The following is a 26,024-nucleotide window of genomic DNA, read 5'->3' on the forward strand; positions in this document are numbered from 1 at the left end:
GCGGTGGCCCGCCGCAGTATCGGCGACCGCGCGACAATCTTGAGGATATGGACGGGCACATGTCTCCGCTGCTGCGACCCGGCTCGGCTATCCTGCCCGACAGTCGATGAAGTGGAACGGGACATGGCCAAGCGGCTTACCGCGTACGTCTGCAGTGAATGTGGCGCTGAATATGGCAAGTGGCAGGGGCAGTGCAACGAGTGCGGCGTCTGGAACGTGCTTAGCGAGATCACGCTGGAAAGCGCGACCCCCACCAAGACGTCGCCGGCCGCCCGCCGCTCGGGCTGGGCCGGCAAGGTCGACGCGCCAAAGATCATGGCGCTCAAGGATGTCCAGCAGACCGAACACCTGCGGGTCAGTACCGGCATCGGCGAGTTCGACCGGGTGTTGGGCGGCGGCCTGGTCGAAGGGGCGGTGGTGCTGGTGGGCGGCGACCCGGGCATCGGCAAGTCCACCCTGCTGCTGCAGGCGGTGGCCAAGATGGCCGCGGCGCTGCCGGTGCTGTACATCACCGGCGAAGAATCGCTGTCGCAGGTGGCCGGCCGCGCGGTGCGGCTGGACCTGCCGCTGGACAACGTCAACGCGCTGGCTGAAACCCAGGTCGAGGCGATCCTGCAGCACGCCAGCGTGGCCAGGCCGAAGCTGATCGTGGCCGATTCGGTGCAGACCCTGTGGACCGAGTCGCTGACCGCCGCACCCGGTTCGGTCAGCCAGGTCCGCGAGAGCGCTGCGCGCCTGGTGCGCTTCGCCAAGGAAACCGGCACGGCGGTGTTCCTGGTCGGTCACGTCACCAAGGAGGGCGGCATTGCCGGCCCGCGCGTGCTGGAGCACATGGTCGATGCGGTGCTGTATTTCGAAGGCGAGAGCGGTAGCCGTTTCCGCCTGCTGCGCGCGTTCAAGAACCGCTTCGGCGCGGTCAACGAGCTGGGGGTGTTCGCGATGGGCGAGAAGGGGCTCAAGGAAGTCTCCAACCCGTCGGCGATTTTCCTCTCCGGGGGCAGCACCCGGCAACCGGGCAGCTGCGTGATGGTCACCCGCGAGGGCACCCGGCCGCTGCTGGTGGAAGTGCAGGCGCTGGTGGATGCCTCGCCGCTGTCCAATCCGCGCCGGGTCGCGGTGGGCCTGGAACAGAACCGGCTGGCGATGCTGCTGGCGGTGCTGCATCGCCATGGTGGCGTGCTGGTCGGCGACCAGGACGTGTTCGTCAATGTGGTCGGTGGCATCCGCGTGCAGGAAACCGCGGTGGACCTGCCGGTGCTGCTGGCGGTGCTGTCTTCGCTGCAGGACCGGCCGCTGGCCGAGAAGACCATTGCCTTTGGCGAGGTCGGCCTGTCCGGCGAGATCCGGCCGGTGCCCAATGGCGAGGACCGGCTGCGCGAAGCGGCCACGCATGGTTTCAAGCGCGCCATCGTACCCAAGGCCAATGCGCCCAAGACCGGCAGCGTGAAGGGCATGGAGGTGATCGCGGTGGAGCGGTTGTCCGAGGCGATCGACGCGATCTGAACCCGGCGCAGGCACATGTCACCGTGCCTGTGCTAATTTTTCCTGCTGCCCCCTCGTTCCAGCCCGTGTCTCCCCGGAGCCACGCACGCCAGAGAAAACGATTACATGCACGACACGACCCTCGACGCCAGCGGCGCCACTGAAATCCGCCGCGCCGGCGTCGATCTCAACGGATTGATGACGGTCCTTGGCAAGCACCTGTATTCCACCCCGGTGGTGGCACTGCGCGAACTGGTCCAGAACGCGCACGACTCGCTGGTCCGGCGTCGCCTCGAACAGCCCGGCTGGAGCGAGCCCGGCCGCATCGAAGTGCACGGCGAGGTCGGCAGCGGCATCGTCCGCATCGTCGATACCGGGGCCGGCCTGACCCAGCAGGAAATCCACGATTACCTGGCGACCGTCGGAGTCGGCTACACCCGCGGCCTGCGCCAGGCCGGCGAGGATGACGAAGGCCTGATCGGCATGTTCGGGCTGGGCTTCCTGTCGGCGTTCGTGCTGGCCAAGCGGGTCACCGTACGCACCACCTCCTATCAGAATCCTGCGCTCGGCCATTGCTATGTATCCAGCAATGCCGAGCAGTACACGGTGTCGCCGATGCCCGCGCGTGCGGTCGGCACCGAAGTGCTGCTGGAACTGCACACCGATTTCCAGCACCTGGCCCAGGAGGCGAACCTGCGCGACATCCTCGGCCGCTACTGCGCACTGCTGGGCGAGCCGATCCACATCGGTCGCGATGCGCAGGCGATCAATCCCGAGCCGCCGCCGTGGCGTCCGCGCGATGGCGTGCTGCTGCATCCGCTGCAGGCGCAGCGACGCGCGGTGGAGTTCGCAGCCCGCTTCGAGCCTCATTTCGAGCCGATCTGTGCGGTGCCGGTGCGTGCGGCCGCCGGCAGCGATGCGGTCGGCCTGCTCTGGGTGCAGGACGGCGCCACCTATGGCACCAGCGACAACCGCAACCTGTCGGTGTTCGTGCGCGGCATGCTGCTCGACGATGACGCCCGCGACCTGCTGCCGCCGTGGGCCGGTTTCATCGGCGGGGTGATCGAATCGAACCGCCTGACTCCCACCGCCAGCCGCGAGGACCTTCAGCGCGATGAGGCCTATGCATCGGTCCAGCATGCCTTGGGCGAGGCGCTCATCGACGGCCTGGCCGAGGTGGCGCGCCAGCAACCGGAAGCCTGGCGGCGTGTGCTGGTGCGGCACAACGAAGCGCTGCTCGGTGCGGCGCTGTGCGATGACCGGCTGTTCCAGCTGCTGATGGACCACGTGCGCCTGCCCACCTCGCAGGGCGACATGAAAGCCAGCGAGCTGCCGGCGCGTGGCGCGGTGCATGTGATCCTGGACAGCGGTGGTGGTTTTGAGGAAATGCTGTTCCGCGCGATGGGCATACCGGTCGCGCACGGCAACCGCTACGCGGTGGTGCCGTTCCTGCGTCGCTGGGCCCAGGCCCGGGGCATGCGCCTGGTCGAGCTGGGCACCGAGCAGGGCAACCGCGCGCTGTTCCAGACCGATACGCTGCCGGCCGAAGACCTTGCCTGGCTGGAGCAGCACCTGGGCGATGGCGAACAACTGCTGCCTGCGCATTTCAATCCGGTCGAGCTGCCGGTGGTGGTGGTGCCCGATCGCGAGGCCGAACTGAAGCAGCGGCTGGAGAGCGATGACAACGACAAGCGCGTGTCGATGGCCGCGCTGCGTCTGGCGCGGCAGTTCACCGCACGCATCCCGGTGCGGCCAACCTCGCGCCTGTATCTCAACCTGGACAACCCGGCCGTGCAGGCACTGCTTGCCGCCCGGCGCGCCGACAACCCGCAGGCGGTGGCAGCCGCGCGCCTGCTGCGCTCGCTCAAGGTCATTGTCGGTGCGCAGGCGCGCGGCCAGGACGGTCGCGACGCCAGCGCCGACCTCAACCGCGCCTTCGGTGACATTGCCGCCGCCCTGCAGCAGATGCTGCAGGCACCGCGCTGAGCTCTTCTCTTTCAACTCGCTTCAACAGGACAGTACGAACCGCATGGATATCTGGAATTGGGTGGGAAAACTGCAGGATGACCTGGGCCAGGCCGGCCAGCCGCAGAGTGCGGAGCTGCTGACGCGGCTGACCGATGAAGTCTGCGAACTGCGCATGGATCGCGTCGATGCCCTGTTGCCTGAGGCGCGTGCGCTCGGCAAGACGCTGGCCAATCCGTGGCTGGAGGTGTTCGTCGGCCATTGGGAAATGCGCAACCGGGTCGGCAACCGGCTCGAAGGCGAGGCCGCACTGGGCGATGCCGTGGCACTGTTCGAGCGCGCGCACCGCGCCGATGCGGCTGAGTGCCCGCAGAGCATCTGCGTCACCCAGGACCTGGCCGCGTGCTACGGCAACATCGATGGTCCCGGCTGGGTGCCTGAGCGCGTGGAGGTCTGCGATGAAACCTTGGCGCGGATCGATCCGAGCTGGGCGTGCTACCAGTGCCTGAGCTGCGAGAAGGCCGATGCGCTGCTCGACGATGGTCGCAGCAATGACGCGCTGGCCTATCTGGAGACCCAGGCCGAGACCGTGTTGGCGCACGGCGGCAAGGTGTACGACAGCTTCCCGGAAATGCGCATCAAGATTCTGCTGGCCAGCGGCCGTGCGCAGGAGGCGTTGGCGCTGATCGGGCAGCGCGAGGCCGAGGTGGCCGCCGAAGGCGATTACGAGCCGGCCAACTGCACCATTCCGCGCAAGCTCTCCAAGGCCTGGGCGCTGGCCCAGCTCGGTCGCGACGACGAGGCGATGGCCTCGATGGTGCCTTTCGCCCAGCTCTCGCCAAACTACCGGCGCATGTGGGCGCATGTGGTGGCGCTACTGGTGCGCAACGCGCCGGAGAGCAACAGCTGGGACCTGGGCCGCCGTCTCAACGTGACCCTGGCGCATTTCGCCGAGGTCGGCGCGCACCGCTTTGTGATCGAGATCGCCGGGCTGTGCGTGGACATGGCCCTGCAGCGCGGGGCGGTGTGGATGGCGCGCCGTCACCTGGCGCTGGCCCAGCGCCACCTGGGGCAGCTGCGGCAGGACCGCGGCGCCAGCGGACAGGTCGCGCAGATGGCCGCGCGTATCGATGGCGCGCCGGCGCAGGCGGCGTTGCCGGTGGCAGCCGATGCACTGATGGACTGGCTGGCCGCCCAGGGCGAGGCCGGCAACCCACGCGATCCCGAGCGCGAAGCGCAGTGGCTGCTGCAGGCCGTGGCCGAGCGTCCGGACGATGCCGCCCTGGTCGATGTCGCCGCCTCGGCGTTGAGTGCCTGTGGCGCTGAAGACGATGCGATCGCGCTGCTGTGGGGGTTCGTCGAGCGGCATGCCGACGAAGACGCCATGCCGGCCTACACCTTGATGCGGCTGCTGGTGCAGGGCGGCGACGAGACCGGCCTGGCGCGGCTGGTGAAACACTACCAGGCCAGCGTGCCGGTGTTCGCGCTGTGGTGCCAGGCCCAGCTTGCCCATCGTCTGTTGGACTGGGCCGCGTTGGAACAGGCCTGCACCGCGTTGCTGGAACGCTCGCCCGGGTCGCACGGCGCGCGGGGTCTGTTGGCCACCGCGTTGATGGCGGTCAAGCGCTTCGACGATGCCAAGCAGCAGTACCGCCACCTCACCGGGATACTGGAAGAGCCGCGCAGCGCCCATTGGGATCACATGACCGCTGCCAGCGCCGCGCGCGACTGGGAGGCGGTGCGGCATTCGGCCGCCGCGATCGGCATGGAACTCAGCGATGGGCCTGGCCCGGTCGAAGAGAATTTCGGCTGGGTGATCATCCGTTGCATGGATGACGGCGAGCCGATCGAGTACTACGCGCGCCGCACCGGCCCGGTCACCGCGCGCATCATCGAGAACGCCCCGGCCAACCGCCCGCAGCGCGTCGACGACTGGGTGGTGTTCGATGCCGAACTGGTGCACCCGGCACCGGAGAGCGAGGAAGAGCGCGAGCACTTCATGCCGACCTATGCGCAGGTGCATCTGCTGGAAAGTGGTGGGCATGCCGCCAGCTGGCTGGTCGATGGCGTCGACCCCGGCGAGGATACCTGGACGGGGTTCACCGAAGCAGTCGAAGCGCGCGGCTGGAAAGTGTGGAAGCACAGCCGCGACGACTACCAGTTGACCGACCCGGACCAGCAGGATGCGCAGTTGCCCGGCGTGCTGTTCACAGTCGCCCAGCCGCAGGAGCAGCCGCCGCTGGCCCTGCATCGCTTCCTCAGCGAGGCGACCGCCGCCTGGGCGCATCCGCTGTGCTGGCTGCGTCTGGCCGAAGCCTGCGACCAGGACGAACAGCGCCATCTCGACGTCATCGAACGTTACGGCCTGTAACCCTGTTGCGCCGGGCGTTGCCCGGCCGATTCAACCTCACCCGGCGTCGGGCAGTGCCTGGCGCCGGGTCAGCGGCCGCGCCCGAACACCAGTTCGATCACGAACTGGCTGCCGAAGAACGCCAGCAGCAGCAAGGCCATCGCCGTCAGCGTCCAGTGCACCGCCTTGGCACCGCGCCAGCCGTAGCGGCGACGGCCGATCAGCAGCGTGCCGAACACGATCCACGACAGCACGCTGAGTACCGTCTTGTGCACCAGCTTCTGTGCCAGCAGGTCATCGACGAACAACACGCCGGTTACCAGGGTCAGGGTCAGCAGCGCGAAGCCGACGGCGATCACCCGGAACAGCAACGCTTCCAGGTCGGCCAGCGGCGGCAAGGCGCGCAGCCAGGGGCGGAAGTCGCGGCGGCGCAGTGCGCGCTCCTGCAACCACAGCATGATGGCCAGCAGCGCGGCAACGCTCAGCGTGGCGTAGGCCAGCAACGCCATCCAGGCATGCGTGGCCAGCTGCCAGCCCAGCGGCCGGCTCGGCGCGTGGCCGTAGGCGTGGTAGACGCACAGCACCACCGCCGCCATCGGGAACACCAGCACGCCCAATGCGGCCATGCGCCCGCGCGCGGCCACCAGCGAGGTCAGCCAGGCCATGCCCAGCCCGACCAGCGACAGCGCGGCGAAGAAATGCATGTCCGGGCCGCCGTCGGTGCGTATCGCCACCAGGACGTGGTACCCGCCGTGCAGCAGCATCGCCGGCAGCGCCGGCCACAGCCACGCCGGTGAACGCACGGCATCATCGCGGCTGACCGCACGCACCAGCAGGGCGGTGGCGGCCAGGTACAGCAGGGTCGCGATGAGAACGATTGTCATCGTGTCAGTTTCGCATACCCCTGCGGTGCTGGCGATGCCTGCGGCCCGGGGCCGGGGCCGCCAGCCGGGGAGCCGGGCGGACCCGCTATACTGTTCGCCTCTTTGTCTTTCGTTCTGAACAGGTTGCCTCCATGTTCGAGTCCCTGACCCAGCGCCTCTCCGGCACCATCGAGCGGCTGCGTGGCCGTGGTCGCCTCACCGAGGAAAACATCCGCGAGGCCACCCGCGAAGTCCGCATCGCGCTGCTGGAAGCCGACGTCGCGCTGCCGGTCGTGCAGGCGCTGGTGGAGCGCATCAAGGTGCGCGCGGTTGGCCAGGAAGTGCTCAAGTCGCTGACCCCGGGCCAGGCGCTGATCAAGATCGTGCGCGACGAGCTGACCGCGGTCATGGGCTCGGCCGCCTCGGACCTGAACCTCAACGTGCCGGCCCCGGCGATCATCCTGATGGCCGGCCTGCAGGGCGCGGGCAAGACCACCACGGTGGCCAAGCTTGCCAAGCACCTGAAGGAAAAGCGCAAGAAGAAAGTGATGGTGGTGTCGGCCGACGTTTACCGTCCGGCCGCGATCGAACAGCTGCAGACCCTGGCCGAGCAGGTCGGGGTGCTGTTCTTCCCGTCCAGCGCCGACCAGAAGCCCGAAGCGATCGTGCGCGCGGCCATCGACGATGCCCGCAAGTCGTTCGCCGATGTGCTGATCGTCGATACCGCCGGCCGCCTGGCCATCGACGACGCGATGATGGCCGAGATCAAGGCGCTGCATGCGGCGGTCAACCCGGCGGAAACGCTGTTCGTGGTCGATGCGATGACCGGCCAGGACGCGGCCAACACCGCCAAGGCCTTCGGCGATGCGCTGCCGCTGACCGGCGTGGTGCTGACCAAGACCGACGGTGACGCCCGTGGCGGTGCTGCGCTGAGCGTGCGCTACATCACCGGCAAGCCGATCAAGTTCGTTGGTGTCAGCGAAAAGCCGGAAGGCCTGGACGTGTTCCACCCGGACCGTATCGCCAGCCGCATCCTGGACATGGGCGACGTGCTGTCGCTGGTGGAGCAGGTTGAGCAGCAGGTCGACAAGGACAAGGCGCAGAAACTCGCCGAGAAGGTCGCCAAGGGCAAGAAGTTCGACCTCAATGACATGCGCGACCAGCTCGAGCAGATGCAGAACATGGGCGGCATCGGCGGCCTGATGGACAAGCTGCCGGGCCTGGGCCAGATCCCCGAGCATCTCAAGGCGCAGGTCAGCCAGGGCAAGGAAGTGCCGCGCATGATCGCCATCATCAACTCGATGACCAAGAAAGAGCGCCGCAACCCGGGCCTGCTCAACGGCTCGCGCCGCGCCCGCATCGCGCGCGGTTCCGGCCTGACCCCGGCCGACGTCAACAAGCTCATGAAGCAGTTCCAGCAGATGGAAAAGATGATGAGCAAGATGGCCGGCGGTGGCATGAAGGGCATGATGCGCAGCATGAAGGGCATGATGGGTGCGATGGGTGGCCGCGGCGGCATGCCGTTCCGCTGAGTACAGGCATGAACGTCATCGGCAGGCGCCGATGACGCTTGCCACGCTCCTCGGCGTGGCTGACTATCTCGCCAGACCAAATCAAAGGAATGCTTGTGAACAAGTCGATCGTGGTGATGGCGCTGGCCCTGGGGCTGGTCGCATGCAAGGACGACGCATCCATGTCGCAGAAGGCAGGTAGCGCACTCAGCGGTACTGCCGCCGATTTCGTCGCCGGGCTGGGCGAGGGCGTCGACAAGAAAATGAACGTGTCGCTGCAGGCCGATCCGGGCCTGGCGGCCCGTGGCCTCACCGTCACCCTGGGCAAGAGCCGCGGCATGGGCTCCAAGGAGGCGGCGGTGTATGTGGTGGCCGACAAGGCCTTCACCGGCAAGCTGGTGGCGCGCGCGCTGGATGCCGAGGGCACCGAGATTGGCCGCGCCGTGGCCGAGGAAGAATTCGCCGCCGATGATGCCCGCTACGTCACCTTCCACTTCAATGCGGAAATGGACAGCCAGCTGGTACGCACCTACGCGGTGTCCGCGCGCTGAGCAACGGCAGCCAGGCAATGGCAGCCGACCCGCGCAGTACGCACCCGGCAGGGCGATCGTAGCGCCGACCGTTGGTCGGCTGCTCCTGCGGCGGCGTATGCTGGCCCGGTCCGATCCCACAGGTGCGCCGCGCGTGAGTCTTTCGCCGATCCTCGAACGCGCCGACAGCTTCTGTCGGCGTTTTGCATTGCAGGCCCCGATCCTGCTCGCACCAATGGCCGGTGCCTGCCCGGTGCCGCTGTCAGCGGTGCTGGCCAACGCCGGCAGCATGGGCGCGATGGGCGCGGTGCTGTCCCAGCCGCAGGACATCGTGGCGTGGATGGAGGCCTTCCGGGCGCAGTCGTCCGGCCCGGCCCAGGTCAACGTGTGGATCCCCGATCCCGCGCCCGCGCGTGATCCCGCTGGCGAAGCGGCCACGCGGGCTTTCCTGCAGGCGTGGGGGCCGGAGGTACCAGCCAGCGCCGCTGATGCCGGCCCGGCCGATTTCGACGCGCAGTTCGATGCGCTGATCGCCGCGCGTCCCGCGGTGGCCTCGACCATCATGGGGGTCTTCTCGCCCGCGCAGGTGCAGCGACTGAAAGACGCTGGCATCGCCTGGTTCGCGTGTGCCACCACCTTGTCCGAAGCCCTGGCCGCGCAGGCCGCCGGTGCCGATGCCGTGGTCGCCCAGGGCGCTGAGGCCGGTGGACATCGCGGCGCCTTCGACCCGGCGGCGGCCGAGCGCCAGTGGGTAGGGCTGTTCGCACTGCTGCCGCGGCTGGCCGATCACCTGCAGGTCCCGGTGGTGGCTGCCGGCGGCATCGCCGATGGTCGCGGCATCGCCGCGGCATTGATGCTGGGCGCCAGCGCGGTGCAGGTGGGCACGGCGTTCCTGCGCACGCCCGAATGTGCGATCGACCCGGCGTGGTCGCAGGCGCTGGCCGATGCCGAGCCCGAAGACACCTGGGCCACCCGCGCCTTCAGCGGTCGGCTCGGGCGTGGCCTGGCCACCGCCTATGTGCGCGCCGCTGCCGCTGCCGATGCGCCCGCGCCGCGTCCGTACCCGGTGCAGCGCGGGCTGACCGCGCCGATGCGCACACGCGCCACGGCCGAGCATCGCATCGACGCCATGCAGGCCTGGGCCGGGCAGTCGGCGTGGATGGCACCGGCGCGCCCGGCGGCGGCGGTGCTGGCCACGATGTGGTCCGATGCGCGGGCGCTGCTGCGATGAGCCTTTACTGCAACGGCCACCGCGCCACGGCCGACGACCTGGCCGGCGCGCTGACCAACTACGGCCACTTCACCTCGCTGCAGGTGCGTGGCAACAGCGTGCAGGGGCTGGACCTGCACCTGCAGCGGCTGCAGCAGGCCACGGTCGAACTGTTCGGCACCGCACTGGATGCCGCACAGGTGCAGGCGTGGATGCAGCACGCATTGCAGGTCGAAGGCATCGCCGATGCCTCGCTGCGGGTAACGGTGTTCTCGCGGCACTTCGATTTCCGCCAGCCGCTGCAGCCGGTCGCGGTGGATGTGCTGGTGTCCGTCGCGCCGCCGGTGGCGCTGCCGGCCACGCTGCGCCGGCTGCGCTCGGTGGGTTACCAGCGTGAACTGCCGCACCTCAAGCATGTGGGCACCTTTGCGCTGTTCGAGCAGCGTCGGCGTGCGCTGCAGGACGGGTTCGACGATGCCTTGTTCGTCACTGGCACCGGCCAGGTCAGCGAAGGCACCACCTGGAACATCGCCTTCCAGCAGGGGGAGCAGGTCATCTGGCCGGATGCGCCGGCCCTGCACGGCACCCACCAGCGCCTGTTGCAGGCCGGGCTCGGCCCGGCGCAGCAGGTACGGCCGGTGGCACTGGCCGAGCTGGCCGGGTTCGATGCGGCACTGGCCTGCAATTCGGCCGGGGTGTGGCCGTTGGCGTGCGTCGATGCGGTGGGGTTTACCCGGTCCGAAGCGCTGTGCCAGCGGGCCCGGGAGGTCCTGAGCGCCACCCCGTGGCAGCCGCTGGGCGCCTGAACGGTGCCAGGGCAGGGGGCTTGTTCAGCGTGCCGGGTCTTCACAGGCTTGGAATGAACGGGAAGCGCCGCTATAATCGCCGGCTTACCGCGCCATCCTGGCGACTGGGCAATAGAGGATTTACACCATGGTCAAGATTCGACTGACCCGCGGCGGCGCCAAGAAGCGTCCCTTCTACCACATCATCGTGACCGACTCGCGCAGCGCGCGCGACGGCCGCAACATCGAGCGTCTGGGCTACTACAACCCGGTTGCCCAGGGCGCCGAAGCCCGCATCGTGCTGGACCTGCCGCGCGTTGACGCGTGGGTTGCCAATGGCGCCCAGCTGACCGACAAGGTTCGCAACCTGTACAAGGAAGCGACCAAGGCCCAGACCGCCCCGGCGGCCTGATCCTGAAGGGCCGCGCCTGGCGCGGCCCATCGGTCTATACAGATGAAAGATACTGAGCGCCGCATCCTGCTGGGCAGGATTGTCGGCGCTTTTGGTGTGCGAGGCGAGATCAAGCTCGAGTCCTGGACCGAGCCGCGTACCGCCATCTTCAACTATCAGCCCTGGATCCTGCGTACACCCGCCGGCCAGGAGAGCACCTTCAAGGGCGCGCGCGGTCGTCAGGCCGGCAAGCACTTGATTGCGGTGTTTCCCGATATCACCGACCGCGATGTGGTCGAGTCGATGTACGGAACCGAAGTCTATGTCGCGCGCAGCGCGCTGCCGCCTCCCAGGCCCGACGAGTACTACTGGGTCGATCTGGAAGGGCTGCAGGTGCGTACCGTTGACGGCGTCGAACTGGGGCGGGCTTCGCACCTGTTCTCGACCGGCTCCAACGACGTACTGGTGGTGCAGGGCGACCGCGAGCGGATGATTCCGTTCGTGCAGCCGGAGTTTGTGAAGTCGGTGGATTTCGAGGCCAACCTGATCGTGGTCGACTGGGACCCGGAGTTCTAGCCCGATGCGTATCGACGTGGTCACGCTGTTCCCCGAGTTCATCGCACAGTCGGCCGCGCTGGGCGTGGTCGGCCGTGCACAGGAGCGCGGCCTGCTCGACCTGCACGGCTGGAATCCGCGGGATTACGCCGAAGGCAACTACCGCCGGGTGGACGACCGTCCCTTCGGTGGTGGCCCGGGCATGGTCATGCTGATCGAGCCGTTGCGCACCTGCCTTGCGGCGGCCAAGGCGGCCGATCCGGCGCCTGCGCCGGTGATCTACCTCAGCCCGCAGGGGCGGCCGTTGACCCAGGCGAAAGTGCGGGAACTGGCGGCATTGCCGCGGATGATCCTGCTGTGTGGGCGCTATGAAGGCGTCGACGAACGCTTCCTGGGCGCCGAGGTCAGCGAGGAAATCTCCATCGGTGATTACGTCCTGTCCGGCGGTGAGCTGGGCGCGGCGGTGATCGTCGATGCCGTCACCCGGCTGCAGGACGGGGCCCTGGGCGACGCCGAATCGGCGGTGCAGGACAGTTTTGAAGGCCCGCAGGGGTTGCTGGACTGCCCGCACTACAGTCATCCGGCCCAGCATGAATGGGGCCAGGTGCCTGACGTACTGCGCTCGGGTAACCATGCCGCCATCGCCCGCTGGCGTCGGCAGCAGTCGCTGCTGCGTACCGCGCTGCGGCGGCCGGACCTGCTTGACGAACGCCAGTTGTCCAAGGCTGACCGGATCCTGCTGGAGCAGGCCCGCCAGGCCGAACCGAAGGACCCGAGCCCCTAGCGCAGGGGCCGGTTCTTGGTTAGAATGCCGGATTCCCATCGGGCCTTTGGGCCAGATGGTGGAATCCCTACAAAAAACGTGCAGCACAGTCCGGTGACTGCATGAGCCCACGTTGTCGAACGACACGACCACCCGAACACTATCGGTGCACCCATGAGCAAGCTGAACAAATCCATCCTCTCGGACTTCGAATCCGCCCAGATCACCCGCGAGCTGCCGAAGTTCAGCCAGGGCGACACCGTCGTGGTCAACGTGAAGGTGAAGGAAGGCAACCGTGAGCGCGTGCAGGCTTACGAAGGCGTCGTGATCGGCACCAAGAACGCCGGCCTGAACTCCGCGTTCACCGTCCGCAAGATCTCGCACGGCTACGGCGTCGAGCGCGTCTTCCAGACCCACAGCGCCATCATCGACTCGGTCGAAGTGAAGCGTCGTGGCAAGGTCCGCGCCGGTAAGCTGTACTACCTGCGTGGCCTGGAAGGCAAGGCTGCCCGCATCAAGGAAGATCTGGCCGCCGCTGCGCAGGCCAAGCAGGCCCGCCTGGCTGCTGCCAAGGCTGCCCAGTAATACCCGCGCCGACGACCTCGGTTGTCGCGCACAGCAAACGGCCACCTTCGGGTGGCCGTTTGCGTTGGGGCCTACGCACCCACCCAGGGTGGGCGTCTACCGAGGAGAGGGTGGCGCTGGCGCGACGGTCGGTGGTGCGTCTGGGTCCAGGTCGGCCACCGGCGAGGGGGGCATCGCCGGGACTTCGGACGGGACGGCGATTTCCTCGCGATGGGTGGGCAGCATCCGCGCCTTGCGCCAGCCCCCCCAGCGGTAATACGCCAGCGACAGCAGCATCGCGCACAACGAGCTGACCGGGAAACTCCACCACACCGCATCGGCGCCCAGGCGGTCCTGCAGCAGTTCGGCAAACGGTACGCGGATGCCCCACAGCGACACGGCCAGGATCAGCAACGGGGCGATCACCGCACCGGTGGAGCGGACCACGCCGGAGATCACGAAGTTGACCCCGAAGAACAGGAATGACCACACCGCGATGTGGTTCAGATGCCGCGCCACGTCCAGGGCCTGGCTGGAGGCGGGCAGGAACAAAGCCAGCGTGTAGCGATCCAGCAGGATCAGCGGCAGGATCAGCGCACCGGTCAACATGAAGTTGTACAGCACGCCACTGCGCGCGGTACCGCGCACGCGCGCCCAGTTGCCGGCGCCCACGTTCTGCGCAGCCATCGACGAGCAGGCCGCGCCGATCGCCATCGCCGGCATCTGCACGTAGGTCCACAACTGCAGTGACGCGCCATAGGCGGCGGCGGTGTCGGTGCCGTAGCTGTTGACCATGCTCATCATCATGATCATCGACAGCGAGATCAGCACCATCTGCAGGCCCATCGGCACGCCTTTGACCACCAGCGCGCGCAGGATCTCCCGATCGATCTTGAACAGCGCCATGTCCTTGCGGCCCAGCCACAGCACATGCCGCTTGTTGCGCATGTACCAGAGCAACCCGGCCAGCGACAGCGTCTGGGCGATCAGCGTGGCCCAGGCCGCGCCGGCGATGCCCAGTTGCGGGAACGGGCCGAGGCCGAAGATCAGCAGCGGATTGAACACGATGTCCAGCAGCACCGACAGCAGCAGGAACCGGAACGGCGTGCGCGAATCGCCCACGCCGCGCAGCGCCGAACTCAGGAACGCGAACGCATACAGCGTCGGTGTGGCCAGGAAGATGATGCGCAGGTAGGCCTCGGCCAACAGCAGCGATTCGGCCGGGGTGCCCATCGCCGCCAGCAGCGGGTGCGACAACCACCAGCCGGCAATGGCGATCACCACCGACAGGCCGATGAAGAAGGTGGCACTGGTCCCCATCACCCGCCGCGTCTGCGGGATGTCGCGCGCGCCGATCGACTGGCCGATCAGGATGCTGGCGGCCATGCCGATGCCGAACACCGAGCCGATCAGGAAGAACATGATGCTGTTGGCGTTGGCGGTGGCGGTCAACGCCGACTCGCCGAGGAAACGCCCGACCCAGATCGCATTCACCGACCCGTTCAGCGACTGGGCGATGTTGCCGGCCAGGATCGGCAGCGCGAACAGGAACAGATTGCGCCCGATCGGGCCGGTGGTCAGGTCAAGCGGCGCTTTGGCCATGTGCTCTGGAGATCACGCCCGGGGAGAGGCACACTAGCACCAAGCCTGTCTGCGGGATATCGCGATGCGACCGCTACACACTGAAGGTGGGATGGCTGCGCTGGCTGGGCGGTTCATGCCCGTCGCGGCGCTGCTCTTGATTGCCGCCACGTTGCCCGCATGTTCGAGTACGGACCGCCTGGGCGATGCGCAGGTCCGGCCCATGGACCGACCGGAATGCCAGGTCGGCAGCCAGCGCCGCGATCTGGATGCGGGGGTGCCCGCGTTGATCGGCGGCACCGGGTGCCGAGGCAATCCGGACGCACCGCAACCGCTGAACCGACGACCGGGTGATGCCGGGGAGCCAAGCAAGCCGCATGACTGAAGCACAACCGTTTGTTGCCGCCGTGCGGCTGGACGTGTGGCTGTGGGCCGCACGCTTCTTCAAGACCCGCAGCCTGGCCAAGCAGGCCGTGGAGACCGGCAAGGTCGATGTGGCCGGACAGCGGCCGAAATCCTCGCGCGCGGTGCGCGTAGGCGAGCAGCTGCAGATCAGCCGCGGTGATGAAACCTGGGACATCCAGGTGCGCGGCCTGAGCGAAATGCGCGGGCCGGCTCCGGTGGCGCAGCAGCTGTATGAAGAAAGCGAGGCCTCGCGCGCGCACCGCGCCGAGCAGCGTGCGCAGCGCGCGGCGACCCGGAATGGCTACCAGCCGCCCGAGCATCGGCCGGACAAGCGTGCGCGTCGGCTGATTCGTGCGCTGGGCGATCTGGATGCGCTGTAACTGAGAACCCTGCCGGATCGATAGAAAATGACAGCGGCTGTCCACGCTGTATCTGATCCCGGTCACGACCTGTAGGGGCAGAGGCGGCCATGCTGGCAGTCCGATCCTTGCCGAGTGCTCCCGATGTCGTTTCCTTTGCTGTTGCGCTCGTTACGGCGTTCAGGCTGTTGCCTGCTGTTGGGCTGCCTGCTGGTGGCCGGCAGCGCGCAGGCCGGTGACATTACCTTCTGGGATACCCCGCGCCACGGCGGCAACAGTTTCAACCAGGTACCACCGGACCGCGCCTATTTCGACGCGTTGCGTGCCACTGGCGCCACCTGGGTGCGGCTGAGCTACGACAAGTGGCCGGCGCACCAGCGCGATTTCCTGATCGGCAACGCCGACCACTACCGCAGGCTCGACACGACCGATCTCACCCTGCTGCGCCGCGTGCTCGACGATGCGCATGCAGCGGGTCTGCAGGTGGTACTCACGCCGCTGTCGTTGCCGCTGCTGCGCTGGTCGCAGAACAACGGCGGCCAGCACGACAGCCGCTTGTGGCGCAGCCTGGACACGCAGCAGCCGGCCGTACGCTTCTGGACCGATCTGGCCACGGCACTGAAGGATCACCCGGCGCTGGCGGCCTACAACCTGATCAACGAACCGGCACCCGAACTGGGCCAGGTGGCCGAACACGCCGAGCCGGCCGAACTCGCGCGGTGGTACGCGGGCGTGCAGGGCAGTGGGCGCGATCTGCCGGCGTTCTACACCCGCCTGATCGCCGCGGTACGCAGCACTGACCCGCGCACGCCGATCATGCTGGATGCGGGCTGGTACGCCGCCGCCGATGCGTTCTCGTACTGGCCGGCGGCGCTGGAGGATCCTGCATTGCTGTACAGCGTGCACATGTACGAGCCATATGCCGCGACCAGTGCGCCCAACCAGAAACGGAGCAAGCCGTATGGCTATCCTGCCGAGGTGCCGTTTGCCGGCGGGACCACGCACTGGGATGCCGCGCGGGTGCGCCAGTACCTGATGCAGCCGATGCAGTGGGCGCAGGCCAAGGGCATCGCGCGCAACCGGATGGTGGTGGGCGAGTTCGGCTGCATGCGGCGCTGGTCGGGTTGCCCGGCCTACCTGCATGACGTGCTGGCGGTGCTCGACGACACCGACGTGCATTGGGCGTTCTACGCATTCCGCGAGGATGCCTGGGACGGCATGGATTACGAGCTGGGCGACACGCCGCTGCCGTGGACCTACTGGAAGGCGCAGGAGGCGGGCGGAGTGCCCACCCCACCCCGTGCCGAAACGCCGTTGTTCGCTCCTATCCTGCAGCGCCTGCGCGCTGACCCGTAGACCCCGGGGCGGTTGGCGCCGAGCCATGCTCGGCGCCTTTCCCTGCGCTCAACCATGCAGGTCGTAGCGGTCCAGCTCCATCACGCGTGTCCAGGCGGCAATGAAGTCCTGCACGAACTTGCGATCACCGTCGGCACTGGCATAGACCTCGGCCAGGGCACGCAACACCGAATTGGAACCGAACACCAGGTCGGCACGGCTGCCGGTCCAACGCTGTGCACCGCCACTGCTTTCATAACCGTCGCCGCTGGCCTTCCACTGCGTGCGCATGTCCAGCAGATTGACGAAGAAGTCGTTGCTCAGCGTGCCCGGGCGGTCGGTCAGTACGCCCTGGGTATTGCCGTCTACCGTGGCACCCAGGACGCGCAGGCCTCCTACCAGGGCTGTCAGTTCCGGTGCCGTCAGCGTCAGCAGCTGGGCCTTGTCGATCAGCAGCACTTCGGCCGGCACGCTGTAGCGACCCTTGAGGTAATTGCGGAAACCGTCGGCATAGGGCTCCAGCACGGCAAACGAGTCCACGTCGGTCTGCGCCTGGCTGGCATCGGTGCGGCCGGCGGTGAACGGCACGCTGACGTCATGGCCGCCGGCCTTTGCCGCCTGTTCGATACCGACGCCACCGGCCAGCACGATCAGGTCGGCCAGCGAGACCTGCTTGCTGCTGCTGCCGTTGAAGCCTGTCTGGATCTTCTCCAGCGCGGCCAGCACCTTGGCCAGCTGCTGCGGCTGGTTCACCGCCCAGTCCTTCTGCGGGGCAAGGCGGATGCGTGCGCCGTTGGCGCCGCCGCGCTTGTCCGACCCGCGGAAGGTGGATGCCGAGGCCCAGGCGGTGGAAACCAGCTCGGCCACGCTCAGGCCTGCGCCGGCAATCTGCTGCCTGAGCGCGCTGATGTCCTGGGCATCGATCTGCGGAGACGTTGCTTGCGGTACCGGATCCTGCCAGACGAATTCCTCGGCCGGAATCTCAGGGCCCAGGTAACGTGCGCGCGGACCCATGTCGCGATGGGTCAGCTTGAACCAGGCCCGGGCGAAGGCGTCGGCGAACGCCTGCGGATCGGCCAGGAAGCGACGTGAGATCTTTTCGTAGGCCGGGTCCACGCGCAGCGACAGATCGGTGGTGAGCATGCTGGGGCGATGTTTCTTCGACGGATCATGCGCGTCGGGAATGACTGCGTCGCTGTCCTTGGCGACCCACTGGTGGGCCCCGGCCGGGCTCTTGGTCAGTTCCCACTCGTGCTTGAACAACAGCTCGAAGAAGTCATGGCTCCACTGCGCCGGGGTACGCGTCCAGGTCACTTCCAGGCCGCTGGTGATGGTGTCGCCGCCCTTGCCGCTGCCGTAGGCGTTGGACCAGCCCAGGCCCTGGCTTTCCAGACCGGCCGCTTCCGGTTCGGCCCCGACGTTGTCGGCCGGGCCAGCGCCGTGGGTCTTGCCGAAGCTGTGGCCGCCGGCGATCAGCGCGACGGTTTCCTCATCGTCCATGGCCATGCGGCCGAACGTATCGCGGATATCGAAGGCGGCCTTCAGCGGGTCCGGGTTGCCGTCGGGGCCTTCGGGGTTCACGTAGATCAGGCCCATCTGTACCGCTGCCAATGGGTTTTCCAGCGTGCGCGAATGCACATCGCCATCGGCATCGTCGTCGGAGACCAGCACCCCGCCGGCCTTGTCCACGCCTTCGGAGCCGTGCGCATAGCGCACGTCGCCACCGAGCCAGGTGGTCTCGCGACCCCAGTACACGTCCTGATCCGGTTCCCAGGTATCCGGGCGGCCACCGGCGAAGCCCAGCGTCTTGAAGCCCATCGACTCCAGCGCGACATTGCCGGTGAGGATCAGCAGGTCGGCCCAGGAGATGTTCTGGCCGTACTTCTGCTTGATCGGCCACAGCAGGCGCCGTGCCTTGTCCAGGCTGACGTTGTCGGGCCAGCTGTTGAGCGGGGCGAAGCGCTGTTGCCCGCGCCCGCCGCCGCCGCGCCCGTCACCGATGCGGTAGGTGCCGGCGCTATGCCAGGCCATGCGGATGAACAGGCCACCGTAGTGGCCGAAGTCGGCCGGCCACCAGTCCTGCGAATCGGTCATCAGTGCCTTCAGGTCGGCCTTCAGCGCGGTGTAGTCAAGCTGCTCGAAGGCGCGCGCGTAGTCGAATCCGTTGCCCAGCGGCGTGGAGCGGTTGGAATGCTGGTTGAGCAGGTCAACACGCAACTGTTTGGGCCACCAGTCACGGTTGGTGGTGGCATCGCCGACCAGGGCGTGATTGAACGGGCACTTGGCTTCGCTTTTCATGGGTATCTACCTGTGTACTTGCGAACGTGAAACCCTCTGCGGCCAGCGTCGCGGACGACGTGGGGGCTGGGCGTGGGCAGCAACATCTCGCGACCATGGCCCCGATCCGGTTGGACGGGGCGTGCCGTGAAGGCATGGGGACACGGTAAGCATTCCCGTTCATTCGGTAAAATCGAACGAATCAACCGAATTGATAGCCTTTGTCTATTCTGGCGAGTCGCATCGGGCGTACGCCCGACTCAGCGCTTGCCGAGCAGGCCGCCACCGAGCTTGAGCAGATCGCCGATGCCCAGCTGGCCGTCGCCATCCTGGTCCAGCACCGAGGTCAGCAGCCCGCCACTGCCGCCGGCGGCCTGGGCTTCCTGGCCGAGCGCCTGGCCGAGCTGGTTGGCGTTGCCGCCCCCGGCGAAACGCTGTGCCAGGTAGGACATCACGATCGGGGCGAGGATGGCCAGCAGCTGGCTGGTCTTGCCGCTGTCCAGCCCGGTGGCCTGGCTCAGGCCCTGTGCGGCGCGGTCGCTGTTGCCGCCAAACACGTGGCCGAGGATGCCGGCACCGTTGGTGGCATTGCCGCCGCCACCGCCGTCGAGCACGCTGCCGAGCAGGCCGCCCAGGTCGAAGCCGCCGCCGGCGGCGGGCGCATGGTCGCGTTGCAGGGCACCCAGCAGGGCCTCAGCGCCCTGCGGCTGCTGCGCGTTGCGGCCCATTGCGCCCATCAGCAGGGGCAGGGCGGCACCGATCGCGGTACTGGCCTGGCTCTGGTCGATGCCGAGCTGCTGGGACACCTGCTTCAGGCCGTCGCCTTGCTGCAGCTGCTGGAAGAGGGATGCGGCGATCGATTCGGTATTCATGGCGGACTCCGGCAGGGTGGGTAACCGCCCGAGCATAACGCCGCGTATACGACGGCAATGCGAAGGCTTCACGCGGCCGTGGGCAGGGCAATCCGGTCAAGCGTTCCCCCCGACCAACGGTCGGGGGCTACCCGGGTCGGGCCCGCGGTAGGTCACGACCGTTGGTCGTGACTGGTGTGAACCGGAGCGCCGGGCCCGGTCAGATCAGCGCCTTCAACCGGTACAACGCTTCCAGCGCCTGCTTGGGGGTCAGTTCGTCCGGGTCGATCGCGGCCAATGCCTCCTGCGCGGCGGTGTTGGGCGCATTGAACAGCCCGAACTGCTGCGGTGCGTCCAGCGCCTGCGGCGCAACCGCGGCGGCATGGGTTTCCCCACCGCGTTGTTCCAGCTCGGCCAGGCGGCGCCGGGCCTGGGCGACGGTGGTCTTGGGCAGGCCGGCCAGCGCGGCCACCTGCAGGCCGAAACTGCGGTTGGCCGGGCCGTCCTTGACTGCATGCATGAACACCAGGGCGTCGCCATGCTCGACCGCATCCAGGTGCACGTTGGCGATGCCGCTGGGGCCGCCTTCATGCTGTTCGTCGGCCAGTGCGGTCAGCTCGAAGTAGTGGGTGGCAAACAGCGTGTAGCAGCGGTTGGCATAGGCCAGGTGGCGCGCGACCGCGTCGGCCAGCGCCAGGCCGTCGTAGGTGGAGGTGCCCCGGCCGATCTCATCCATCAGCACCAGCGACTGCGCGCTGGCGTTGTGCAGGATGTAGCTGGTTTCGGACATCTCGACCATGAAGGTCGATTGCCCGCGGGCAAGGTCGTCGCCGGCACCGATGCGGGTGAGGATGCGGTCGATCGGGCCGATCACCGCGCGGCTGGCCGGCACGAAGCTGCCGATGTGGGCCAGCAGCACGATCAGCGCGTTCTGGCGCATGTAGGTGGACTTGCCGCCCATGTTGGGGCCGGTGATCACCAGCATGCGGCGGTCCGCATGCAGGTCCAGGTCGTTGGGTTCAAAGGGCTGTTCGCGCACTGCCTCCACCACCGGATGGCGGCCGCGTTCGATGCGCAGGCACGGGGCGGTCTCCAGCTCGGGGCGGGCCCAGTCCAGGGCCTGCGCGCGTTCGGCGAAGCCGGCCAGCACGTCCAGTTCGCTGAGTGCGGCGGCGCACTGCTTGAGGGGTTCCAACTGGCCGCCCAGGGTGTCGAGCAATTGTTCGTACAGCAGCTTCTCGCGTGACAGCGAGCGCTCGCGCGCGGACAGCACCTTGTCCTCGAACGACTTCAGTTCTTCGGTGATGTAGCGTTCGGCATTGGTCAGGGTCTGGCGGCGGGTGTAATGCACCGGCGCCTTGTCGCTCTGGCCCTTGCTGATTTCGATGTAGTACCCGTGCACGCGGTTGTAGCCCACCTTCAGCGTGGCGATGCCGCTGCTGGCGCGCTCGCGTTGCTCCAGCTCGATCAGGAACTGGTCGGCATGGGTGGACAGGCGGCGCAGTTCATCCAGTTCGGCATCGAAGCCTTCGGCGATCACCCCGCCATCGCTGAGCTTCAGCGGCGGTGTCGGCGCGATGGCCGATGCCAGCAGGTGCGCGCATTCGTCGTGCGAGCCCAGTGCATCGCGCAGCGCGACCAGGCGCGGCGAATCCAGCGGTGCCAACACCGTGCGCACGTCCGGCAGCAGGCCCAGGCCATCGCGCAGGGTGGAAAAATCGCGCGGGCGCGCCGAGCGCAGCGCCACCCGGGTGAGGATGCGTTCCAGATCGCCCAGCGCACGGAACGCATCACGGATGTCGCCGTCGGCACCGCGGTCGATCAGCGTGGCCACCGCGTCGTGGCGGTGTACCAGCACTTCGCGCAGGCGCAACGGGCGATGCAGCCAGCGTCGTAGCAGGCGTCCGCCCATCGGGGTGATGGTGGTATCGAGCACGCCGAGCAACGTGTTGCGGGTATCGCCATCAACCCGGGTGTCCAGCTCCAGGTGGCGGCGGGTGGCGGCGTTCATCGCGATCGCTTCGTTCGCGGTTTCAGTGGCGATCGCGGTCAGGTGCGGCAGCCGCTGTTTCTGGGTTTCCTCGACATAGCCCAGCAGCGCGCCGGCCGCGGCGGTGGCGCGTGGCTTGTCGTCGATGCCGAAACCGGTCAGGTCGTGCAGCTTGAAGAACGCCAGCAGCTGGCGACGGCCACTGTCGGCGTCGAACAGCCACGGCGCGCGGCGGCGCACACCGCTGCGCTGGGCGAGGAACGCCGGCCAGTTTTCCTCATCGGGCATCAGCAGCTCGGCCGGCTCCAGCCGGGCCAGTTCGGCTTCCAGCGCATCCTCCGAATCGACTTCGTTGACCAGGAAGCGGCCGCCGGCCAGGTCGGCCCAGGCCAACCCGTAGCCCTGCTTGCCTCGCGACAGCGCCATCAGCAGCGTATCGCGGCGCTCGTCCAGCAACGCCTCGTCGGTGACCGTGCCGGGGGTGACGATGCGCACCACCTTGCGTTCGACCAGGCCCTTGGCCAGCGCCGGGTCGCCGATCTGCTCGCAGATCGCCACCGACTCGCCCAATGCCACCAGCCGCGCCAGGTAGCCCTCGTAAGCATGCACGGGCACGCCGGCCATCGGAATCGGCGCACCGCCCGAGCTGCCGCGCTGGGTCAGGGTGATGTCCAGCAGCCGCGCCGCCTTGCGGGCGTCGTCGTAGAACAGCTCGTAGAAGTCGCCCATCCGGAACAGCAGCAGCAGGTCCGGATATTCGGACTTTGCGGCGAAGAACTGCTTCATGAGGGGGGTGTGTTCGGGCTGCTTTTCGGTCACGCGGGGTCCATCAACGTCGGGGGCGGGCGGAAAGGCCGCCGGAACGACCATTGTAGGGGAGGGCGCGGGGACGGCGAAGCGCGTCTGGCCTCAGCTGGGTACAAGTGTCACCTGCGGGTGTGCAGCGAACACGTCCAGCACGATGTCGAAATAGGTCTGGCCCTCGCCACGTTCCAGAGCACCCAACTGGGCGCTGATCGCCACACGATTGAACGTTCCCGGCTGCTCCAGCTTGGCCAGCAGCCAGGCGCGTGTAGCATCCACGCCCAGTGCGGCGCGACTGTGCGCGATGTCCTTCCACAGCAACTGGGCCGGCGCGGCACCGGCCAGGACGCCGTAAGCACCGTAGAGCATGTCGTCCAGCGCATCCAGGCTGGTCCCAAGCTGCCAGTCCTCGTCGGCCATGAACACCCGGTTGATCTCGGCATACAGGCTGTCGATATCGGTGATCGCGCTGCCTTCCAGGACCAGACGGACGCGGTGCACGGATCAGCCCATCGCCTCGGAGGCCCAGTCGGTCCAGGGCACACACGCAGGCCGCCGCGTGGTCCCGGTCATGCCGCTCTCATTGTTCATGCCGAAAGGCCCGTAGCCGCTGCTGTTGGCGGGACTGTAGCAGCCTGCCGATCCCGCCGCCTGCGTGCCTGCAACGACAGTGGAGGGGCGTGAGGCACCGACGTCCGGCGCTGGCAGGGTATCCGCGCGCTGAACACAGCGACGACTGTTGACGCGGTGTGGACATGATTTCACCGGCTGTTGCGCGCGCCGGGAAGACACTGCTGCCACGTACTGCGCAGTGAGGAAATCCCATGAAGATCATCCAACGCCTGTTGTGCGCCGCCGCACTGGCCGCTGCCTCGTTCGGTGCCGTCGCACAGACCTACGGTCCCAAGGACGAAGGTCGCCGCTTCAATGACGGCAGCAAAGTGGTCTGCAAGAACGTGGAAGTGCAGCGCAACGCCAAGGACCCCAATCGCATCGCCGGCACCGCCACCGGTGCGGTGGTGGGTGGGTTGCTGGGCAACCAGGTGGGCGGTGGCAACGGCAAGAAACTGGCGACCGTGGCCGGTGCCGTGGCCGGCGGTGCCGCGGGCCGCACCATCCAGGGCCGCAGCCAGCAGAACAATGGTGATCGCGTGGTTGAACGCCGCTGCGAGCGCCGCTATCCCTGAGCGGATGGGTAATCGGGGGAGTAGCACCGCGACGCCGGCCACTGGGGCGGCGTCGTCGCATCCGGGGTGGGCGGGGTATTGATGTCGATCAAGGCATGCGCGACACCATTGCGTCACCGTGCCCAAAGGACGGTGGTGCTACCGTCGGTACAGGGCCGTGAACGGCCATGCGATTCCCCTGCAGACCCACAAGGAAATGGTCCAATGACCCGGCAGCCCGCGCAGTCCGCAACCCGCCCCGCATCGGCCGCGTTCGATCACGAGCCCGATGGCAGTGGTACCTACTGGTCCAACCAGCCGCTCAATACGCTGCCGCCGCCGGACATGATGGGCGCCTACATGCGCAATCGTCCGCTGCCGCCGGAAGGCATCGCCCAGCGTCGCGCCTACATCATCGGCACCGGCATTGCCGGCCTGGCCGCAGCGTTCTATCTGATCCGTGATGGTGGCATGCCGGCCGCCAACATCACCCTGATCGACAGCCTGGACATCGAAGGCGGTTCGCTCGATGGCGCCGGTAATCCGGAACAGGGCTACCTGGTGCGCGGCGGCCGCGAGATGAACTGGAACTACGACAACTTCTGGGATCTGTTCCAGGACGTTCCGGCGCTGGAGTTGCCCGAGGGGTTCAGCGTTCTGGACGAGTACCGTGCGGTGAACGACCACGACCCGAACTGGTCCAAGGCGCGGCTGCTGCACAAGCAGGGAACGATCCAGGATTTCTCCAGCTTCGGACTGAGCAAGGGCCAGCAATGGGAACTGCTCAAGCTGCTGCTCAAGCGCAAGGAAGAACTGGATGACGTGACCATCGAAGCGTATTTCAGCGCGGGTTTCCTGCAGACCAACTTCTGGTTTTTCTGGCGCTCGATGTTCGCCTTCGAGAACTGGCAGAGCCTGCTGGAAATGAAGCTGTACATGCATCGCTTCCTCGATGCGATCGACGGGCTGAACGACATGTCCGCGCTGGTGTTTCCCAAGTACAACCAGTACGAGAGCTTCGTGGTGCCGCTGGCACGGATGCTGCGCGCGCAGGGCGTGCAGGTGCAGTTCAATACCCGCGTGCACGACCTGGAGATGGCCGTCGAAGGCGAGGCGCGTACCGTCACCGCGATCCGCTGCAAGGTGGGTGGGCGCGATGAGCGTATCGCCGTTGCCGCTGGCGACCTGGTGTTCGCACTGACCGGCTCGATGACCGAAGGCACCGCCTACGGCGACCTGGATACCGCCCCGGTGCTGCAGCGCGACCGCCACGAGCCCGGTGATGACAGCGATTGGGCACTGTGGCGGAACCTGGCGCGGCAGTCGCCGATCTTCGGCAAGCCGCACAAGTTCTACGGCGACATCGACCGCTCGATGTGGGAGTCGGCCACCCTGACCTGCAGTCCGTCAGCGCTGGTGGAGAAGATCAAGCAGCTGTCGGTCAACGATCCCTACTCGGGCAGGACCGTAACCGGTGGGGTCATCACCATCACCGATTCGAACTGGGTGCTCAGCTTCACGGTGAACCGCCAGCCGCATTTCGTCGACCAGCCGAAGGATGTGCTGGTGGTCTGGGTGTATGCGCTGCTGATGGACCAGGAGGGCAACCACATCAAGAAGCCGATGCCGGCCTGCACCGGCCGCGAGATCCTGGCCGAGCTGTGCCACCACCTGGGCATCGGCGACCAGCTTGATGCCGTGGCTGCCGCGACCAAGGTGCGCTTGGCGTTGATGCCCTACATCACCGCGCAGTTCATGCCACGCGCGGCCGGCGATCGCCCGCACGTGGTGCCGGCCGGCTGCACCAACCTGGGCCTGCTCGGCCAGTTCGTGGAGACCCGCAACGATGTGATCTTCACCATGGAGAGCTCGATCCGCACCGCGCGGGTGGCGGTGTATACGCTGCTCGACCTGGACAAGCAGGTGCCGGACATCAGCCCGGCCCAATACGACATCCGCAACCTGCTCAAGGCCGCGCGCGCACTCAACAACAACGAACCGTTCCCCGGTGAGCGGGTGCTGCACCGGTTGCTGGGCAAGAGCTATTTCGCCCACATCCTGCCGCCGTTGCCCGCCGCTGGGCATGGCAAGGACAACGACCCTGCCGGTTTCATGGACGACGAGCTGTCATGGCTGTCGGGCAAGGGCAGCCAGGCGCTGAAGGCACTGTCGGCCCGGCTGGATCGTCTCGGCGACACGCTGGGCAAACGGTAGGCGAGCGGCGGTGATCGGTCCGTTTGCCGCGCGTGCCCCATGCGCGCGACCACCAACGGTGGTCGCCTACCTG

The 26,024-nt window shown here is 67.5% G+C and carries 22 protein-coding genes; 16 read left to right on the forward strand and 6 right to left on the reverse strand.

Annotated elements, in window-relative coordinates; genetic code table 11:
* Window positions 1-123 precede the first annotated feature (123 nt).
* The 3 genes from radA to AC3IR9_RS06070 all read left to right on the forward strand — a co-directional run bounded on the left by radA (window position 124) and on the right by AC3IR9_RS06070 (window position 5,818).
* Window positions 124-1,503: a DNA repair protein RadA gene (gene radA / locus AC3IR9_RS06060; protein ID WP_489294717.1), complete on the forward strand. Its 1,380-nt coding sequence runs from the start codon at window positions 124-126 to the stop codon at window positions 1,501-1,503.
* 105 nt (window positions 1,504-1,608) lie between these two features.
* A complete protein-coding gene (locus tag AC3IR9_RS06065; RefSeq protein ID WP_489294718.1) occupies window positions 1,609-3,468 on the forward strand; it encodes an ATP-binding protein in 1,860 nt (619 codons plus the stop codon).
* 43 nt (window positions 3,469-3,511) lie between these two features.
* Window positions 3,512-5,818: a hypothetical protein gene (locus tag AC3IR9_RS06070; protein WP_489294720.1), complete on the forward strand. Its 2,307-nt coding sequence runs from the start codon at window positions 3,512-3,514 to the stop codon at window positions 5,816-5,818.
* Between the two features lie 68 nt (window positions 5,819-5,886).
* Here the strand turns inward: AC3IR9_RS06070 and AC3IR9_RS06075 are convergent, their stop codons facing one another.
* Window positions 5,887-6,681, reverse strand: a complete 795-nt coding sequence (locus AC3IR9_RS06075) for a cytochrome C assembly family protein (protein ID WP_489294721.1) — start codon at window positions 6,679-6,681, stop codon at window positions 5,887-5,889.
* A 131-nt stretch (window positions 6,682-6,812) separates the two neighbouring features.
* Here AC3IR9_RS06075 and ffh point away from each other — a divergent pair, with 131 nt between their 5' ends.
* From ffh to rplS, 8 genes are all read left to right on the forward strand, one after another.
* Window positions 6,813-8,192 (forward strand): signal recognition particle protein, encoded by a 1,380-nt coding sequence (gene ffh / locus AC3IR9_RS06080; protein WP_489294723.1) that lies wholly within the window; start codon window positions 6,813-6,815, stop codon window positions 8,190-8,192.
* Between the two features lie 95 nt (window positions 8,193-8,287).
* A complete protein-coding gene (locus tag AC3IR9_RS06085; RefSeq protein WP_489294725.1) occupies window positions 8,288-8,722 on the forward strand; it encodes a hypothetical protein in 435 nt (144 codons plus the stop codon).
* A gap of 133 nt (window positions 8,723-8,855) precedes the next feature.
* Window positions 8,856-9,932, forward strand: coding sequence for an NAD(P)H-dependent flavin oxidoreductase (locus AC3IR9_RS06090; protein ID WP_489294727.1), 1,077 nt, complete (start codon window positions 8,856-8,858; stop codon window positions 9,930-9,932).
* Window positions 9,929-10,717, forward strand: coding sequence for an aminotransferase class IV family protein (locus AC3IR9_RS06095; RefSeq protein WP_489294729.1), 789 nt, complete (start codon window positions 9,929-9,931; stop codon window positions 10,715-10,717). The genes AC3IR9_RS06090 and AC3IR9_RS06095 overlap by 4 nt, the downstream gene beginning before the upstream one ends.
* Before the next feature lie 127 nt (window positions 10,718-10,844).
* Complete coding sequence (gene rpsP, locus AC3IR9_RS06100) at window positions 10,845-11,108, forward strand: 30S ribosomal protein S16 (RefSeq protein ID WP_489294731.1); 264 nt, start codon at window positions 10,845-10,847, stop codon at window positions 11,106-11,108.
* A gap of 42 nt (window positions 11,109-11,150) precedes the next feature.
* A complete protein-coding gene (gene rimM, locus AC3IR9_RS06105; RefSeq protein ID WP_489294733.1) occupies window positions 11,151-11,663 on the forward strand; it encodes a ribosome maturation factor RimM in 513 nt (170 codons plus the stop codon).
* Window positions 11,664-11,667: 4 nt separating this feature from the next.
* A complete protein-coding gene (trmD, locus tag AC3IR9_RS06110; RefSeq protein ID WP_489294734.1) occupies window positions 11,668-12,426 on the forward strand; it encodes a tRNA (guanosine(37)-N1)-methyltransferase TrmD in 759 nt (252 codons plus the stop codon).
* 153 nt (window positions 12,427-12,579) lie between these two features.
* Complete coding sequence (gene rplS, locus AC3IR9_RS06115; RefSeq protein WP_314403272.1) at window positions 12,580-12,990, forward strand: 50S ribosomal protein L19; 411 nt, start codon at window positions 12,580-12,582, stop codon at window positions 12,988-12,990.
* Between the two features lie 96 nt (window positions 12,991-13,086).
* On the opposite strand, the gene AC3IR9_RS06120 is transcribed toward rplS, so the two are convergent.
* Window positions 13,087-14,571, reverse strand: coding sequence for an MATE family efflux transporter (locus tag AC3IR9_RS06120; protein WP_489294736.1), 1,485 nt, complete (start codon window positions 14,569-14,571; stop codon window positions 13,087-13,089).
* 91 nt (window positions 14,572-14,662) lie between these two features.
* Between AC3IR9_RS06120 and AC3IR9_RS06125 the strand changes: the two genes are divergently transcribed.
* The 3 genes from AC3IR9_RS06125 (at window position 14,663) to AC3IR9_RS06135 (ending at window position 16,670) form a co-directional block, all read left to right on the forward strand.
* Complete coding sequence (locus AC3IR9_RS06125) at window positions 14,663-14,935, forward strand: hypothetical protein (protein WP_489294737.1); 273 nt, start codon at window positions 14,663-14,665, stop codon at window positions 14,933-14,935.
* Window positions 14,928-15,335 carry an RNA-binding S4 domain-containing protein gene (locus AC3IR9_RS06130; RefSeq protein ID WP_489294739.1) on the forward strand — a complete coding sequence of 136 codons (408 nt, stop codon included), beginning with the start codon at window positions 14,928-14,930 and terminating at the stop codon, window positions 15,333-15,335. Before AC3IR9_RS06125 ends, AC3IR9_RS06130 begins: the two co-directional genes overlap by 8 nt.
* Window positions 15,336-15,458: 123 nt before the next feature.
* The gene (locus tag AC3IR9_RS06135; protein ID WP_489294741.1) at window positions 15,459-16,670 is read left to right on the forward strand and encodes a glycoside hydrolase family 5 protein; all 1,212 of its coding nucleotides are present in this window, start codon (window positions 15,459-15,461) and stop codon (window positions 16,668-16,670) included.
* Window positions 16,671-16,718: 48 nt separating this feature from the next.
* Here AC3IR9_RS06135 and katG read toward each other — a convergent pair whose 3' ends face one another.
* The 4 genes from katG to AC3IR9_RS06155 form a co-directional block, all read right to left on the reverse strand.
* Window positions 16,719-18,947, reverse strand: a complete 2,229-nt coding sequence (gene katG, locus AC3IR9_RS06140; protein ID WP_489294742.1) for a catalase/peroxidase HPI — start codon at window positions 18,945-18,947, stop codon at window positions 16,719-16,721.
* 239 nt (window positions 18,948-19,186) lie between these two features.
* A complete protein-coding gene (locus AC3IR9_RS06145) occupies window positions 19,187-19,813 on the reverse strand; it encodes a DUF937 domain-containing protein (protein ID WP_489295724.1) in 627 nt (208 codons plus the stop codon).
* Window positions 19,814-19,997: 184 nt separating this feature from the next.
* Window positions 19,998-22,553, reverse strand: coding sequence for a DNA mismatch repair protein MutS (mutS, locus tag AC3IR9_RS06150; protein WP_489295726.1), 2,556 nt, complete (start codon window positions 22,551-22,553; stop codon window positions 19,998-20,000).
* Window positions 22,554-22,676: 123 nt separating this feature from the next.
* Window positions 22,677-23,072, reverse strand: coding sequence for a barstar family protein (locus AC3IR9_RS06155; protein ID WP_489294743.1), 396 nt, complete (start codon window positions 23,070-23,072; stop codon window positions 22,677-22,679).
* Between the two features lie 323 nt (window positions 23,073-23,395).
* Between AC3IR9_RS06155 and AC3IR9_RS06160 the strand changes: the two genes are divergently transcribed.
* Window positions 23,396-23,758 carry a glycine zipper 2TM domain-containing protein gene (locus AC3IR9_RS06160; RefSeq protein ID WP_489294745.1) on the forward strand — a complete coding sequence of 121 codons (363 nt, stop codon included), beginning with the start codon at window positions 23,396-23,398 and terminating at the stop codon, window positions 23,756-23,758.
* 204 nt (window positions 23,759-23,962) lie between these two features.
* A complete protein-coding gene (locus tag AC3IR9_RS06165) occupies window positions 23,963-25,951 on the forward strand; it encodes an oleate hydratase (RefSeq protein ID WP_489294746.1) in 1,989 nt (662 codons plus the stop codon).
* The last annotated feature ends 73 nt before the right edge of the window (window positions 25,952-26,024 follow it).

The organism is Stenotrophomonas sp. GL_101 (assembly GCF_057835675.1).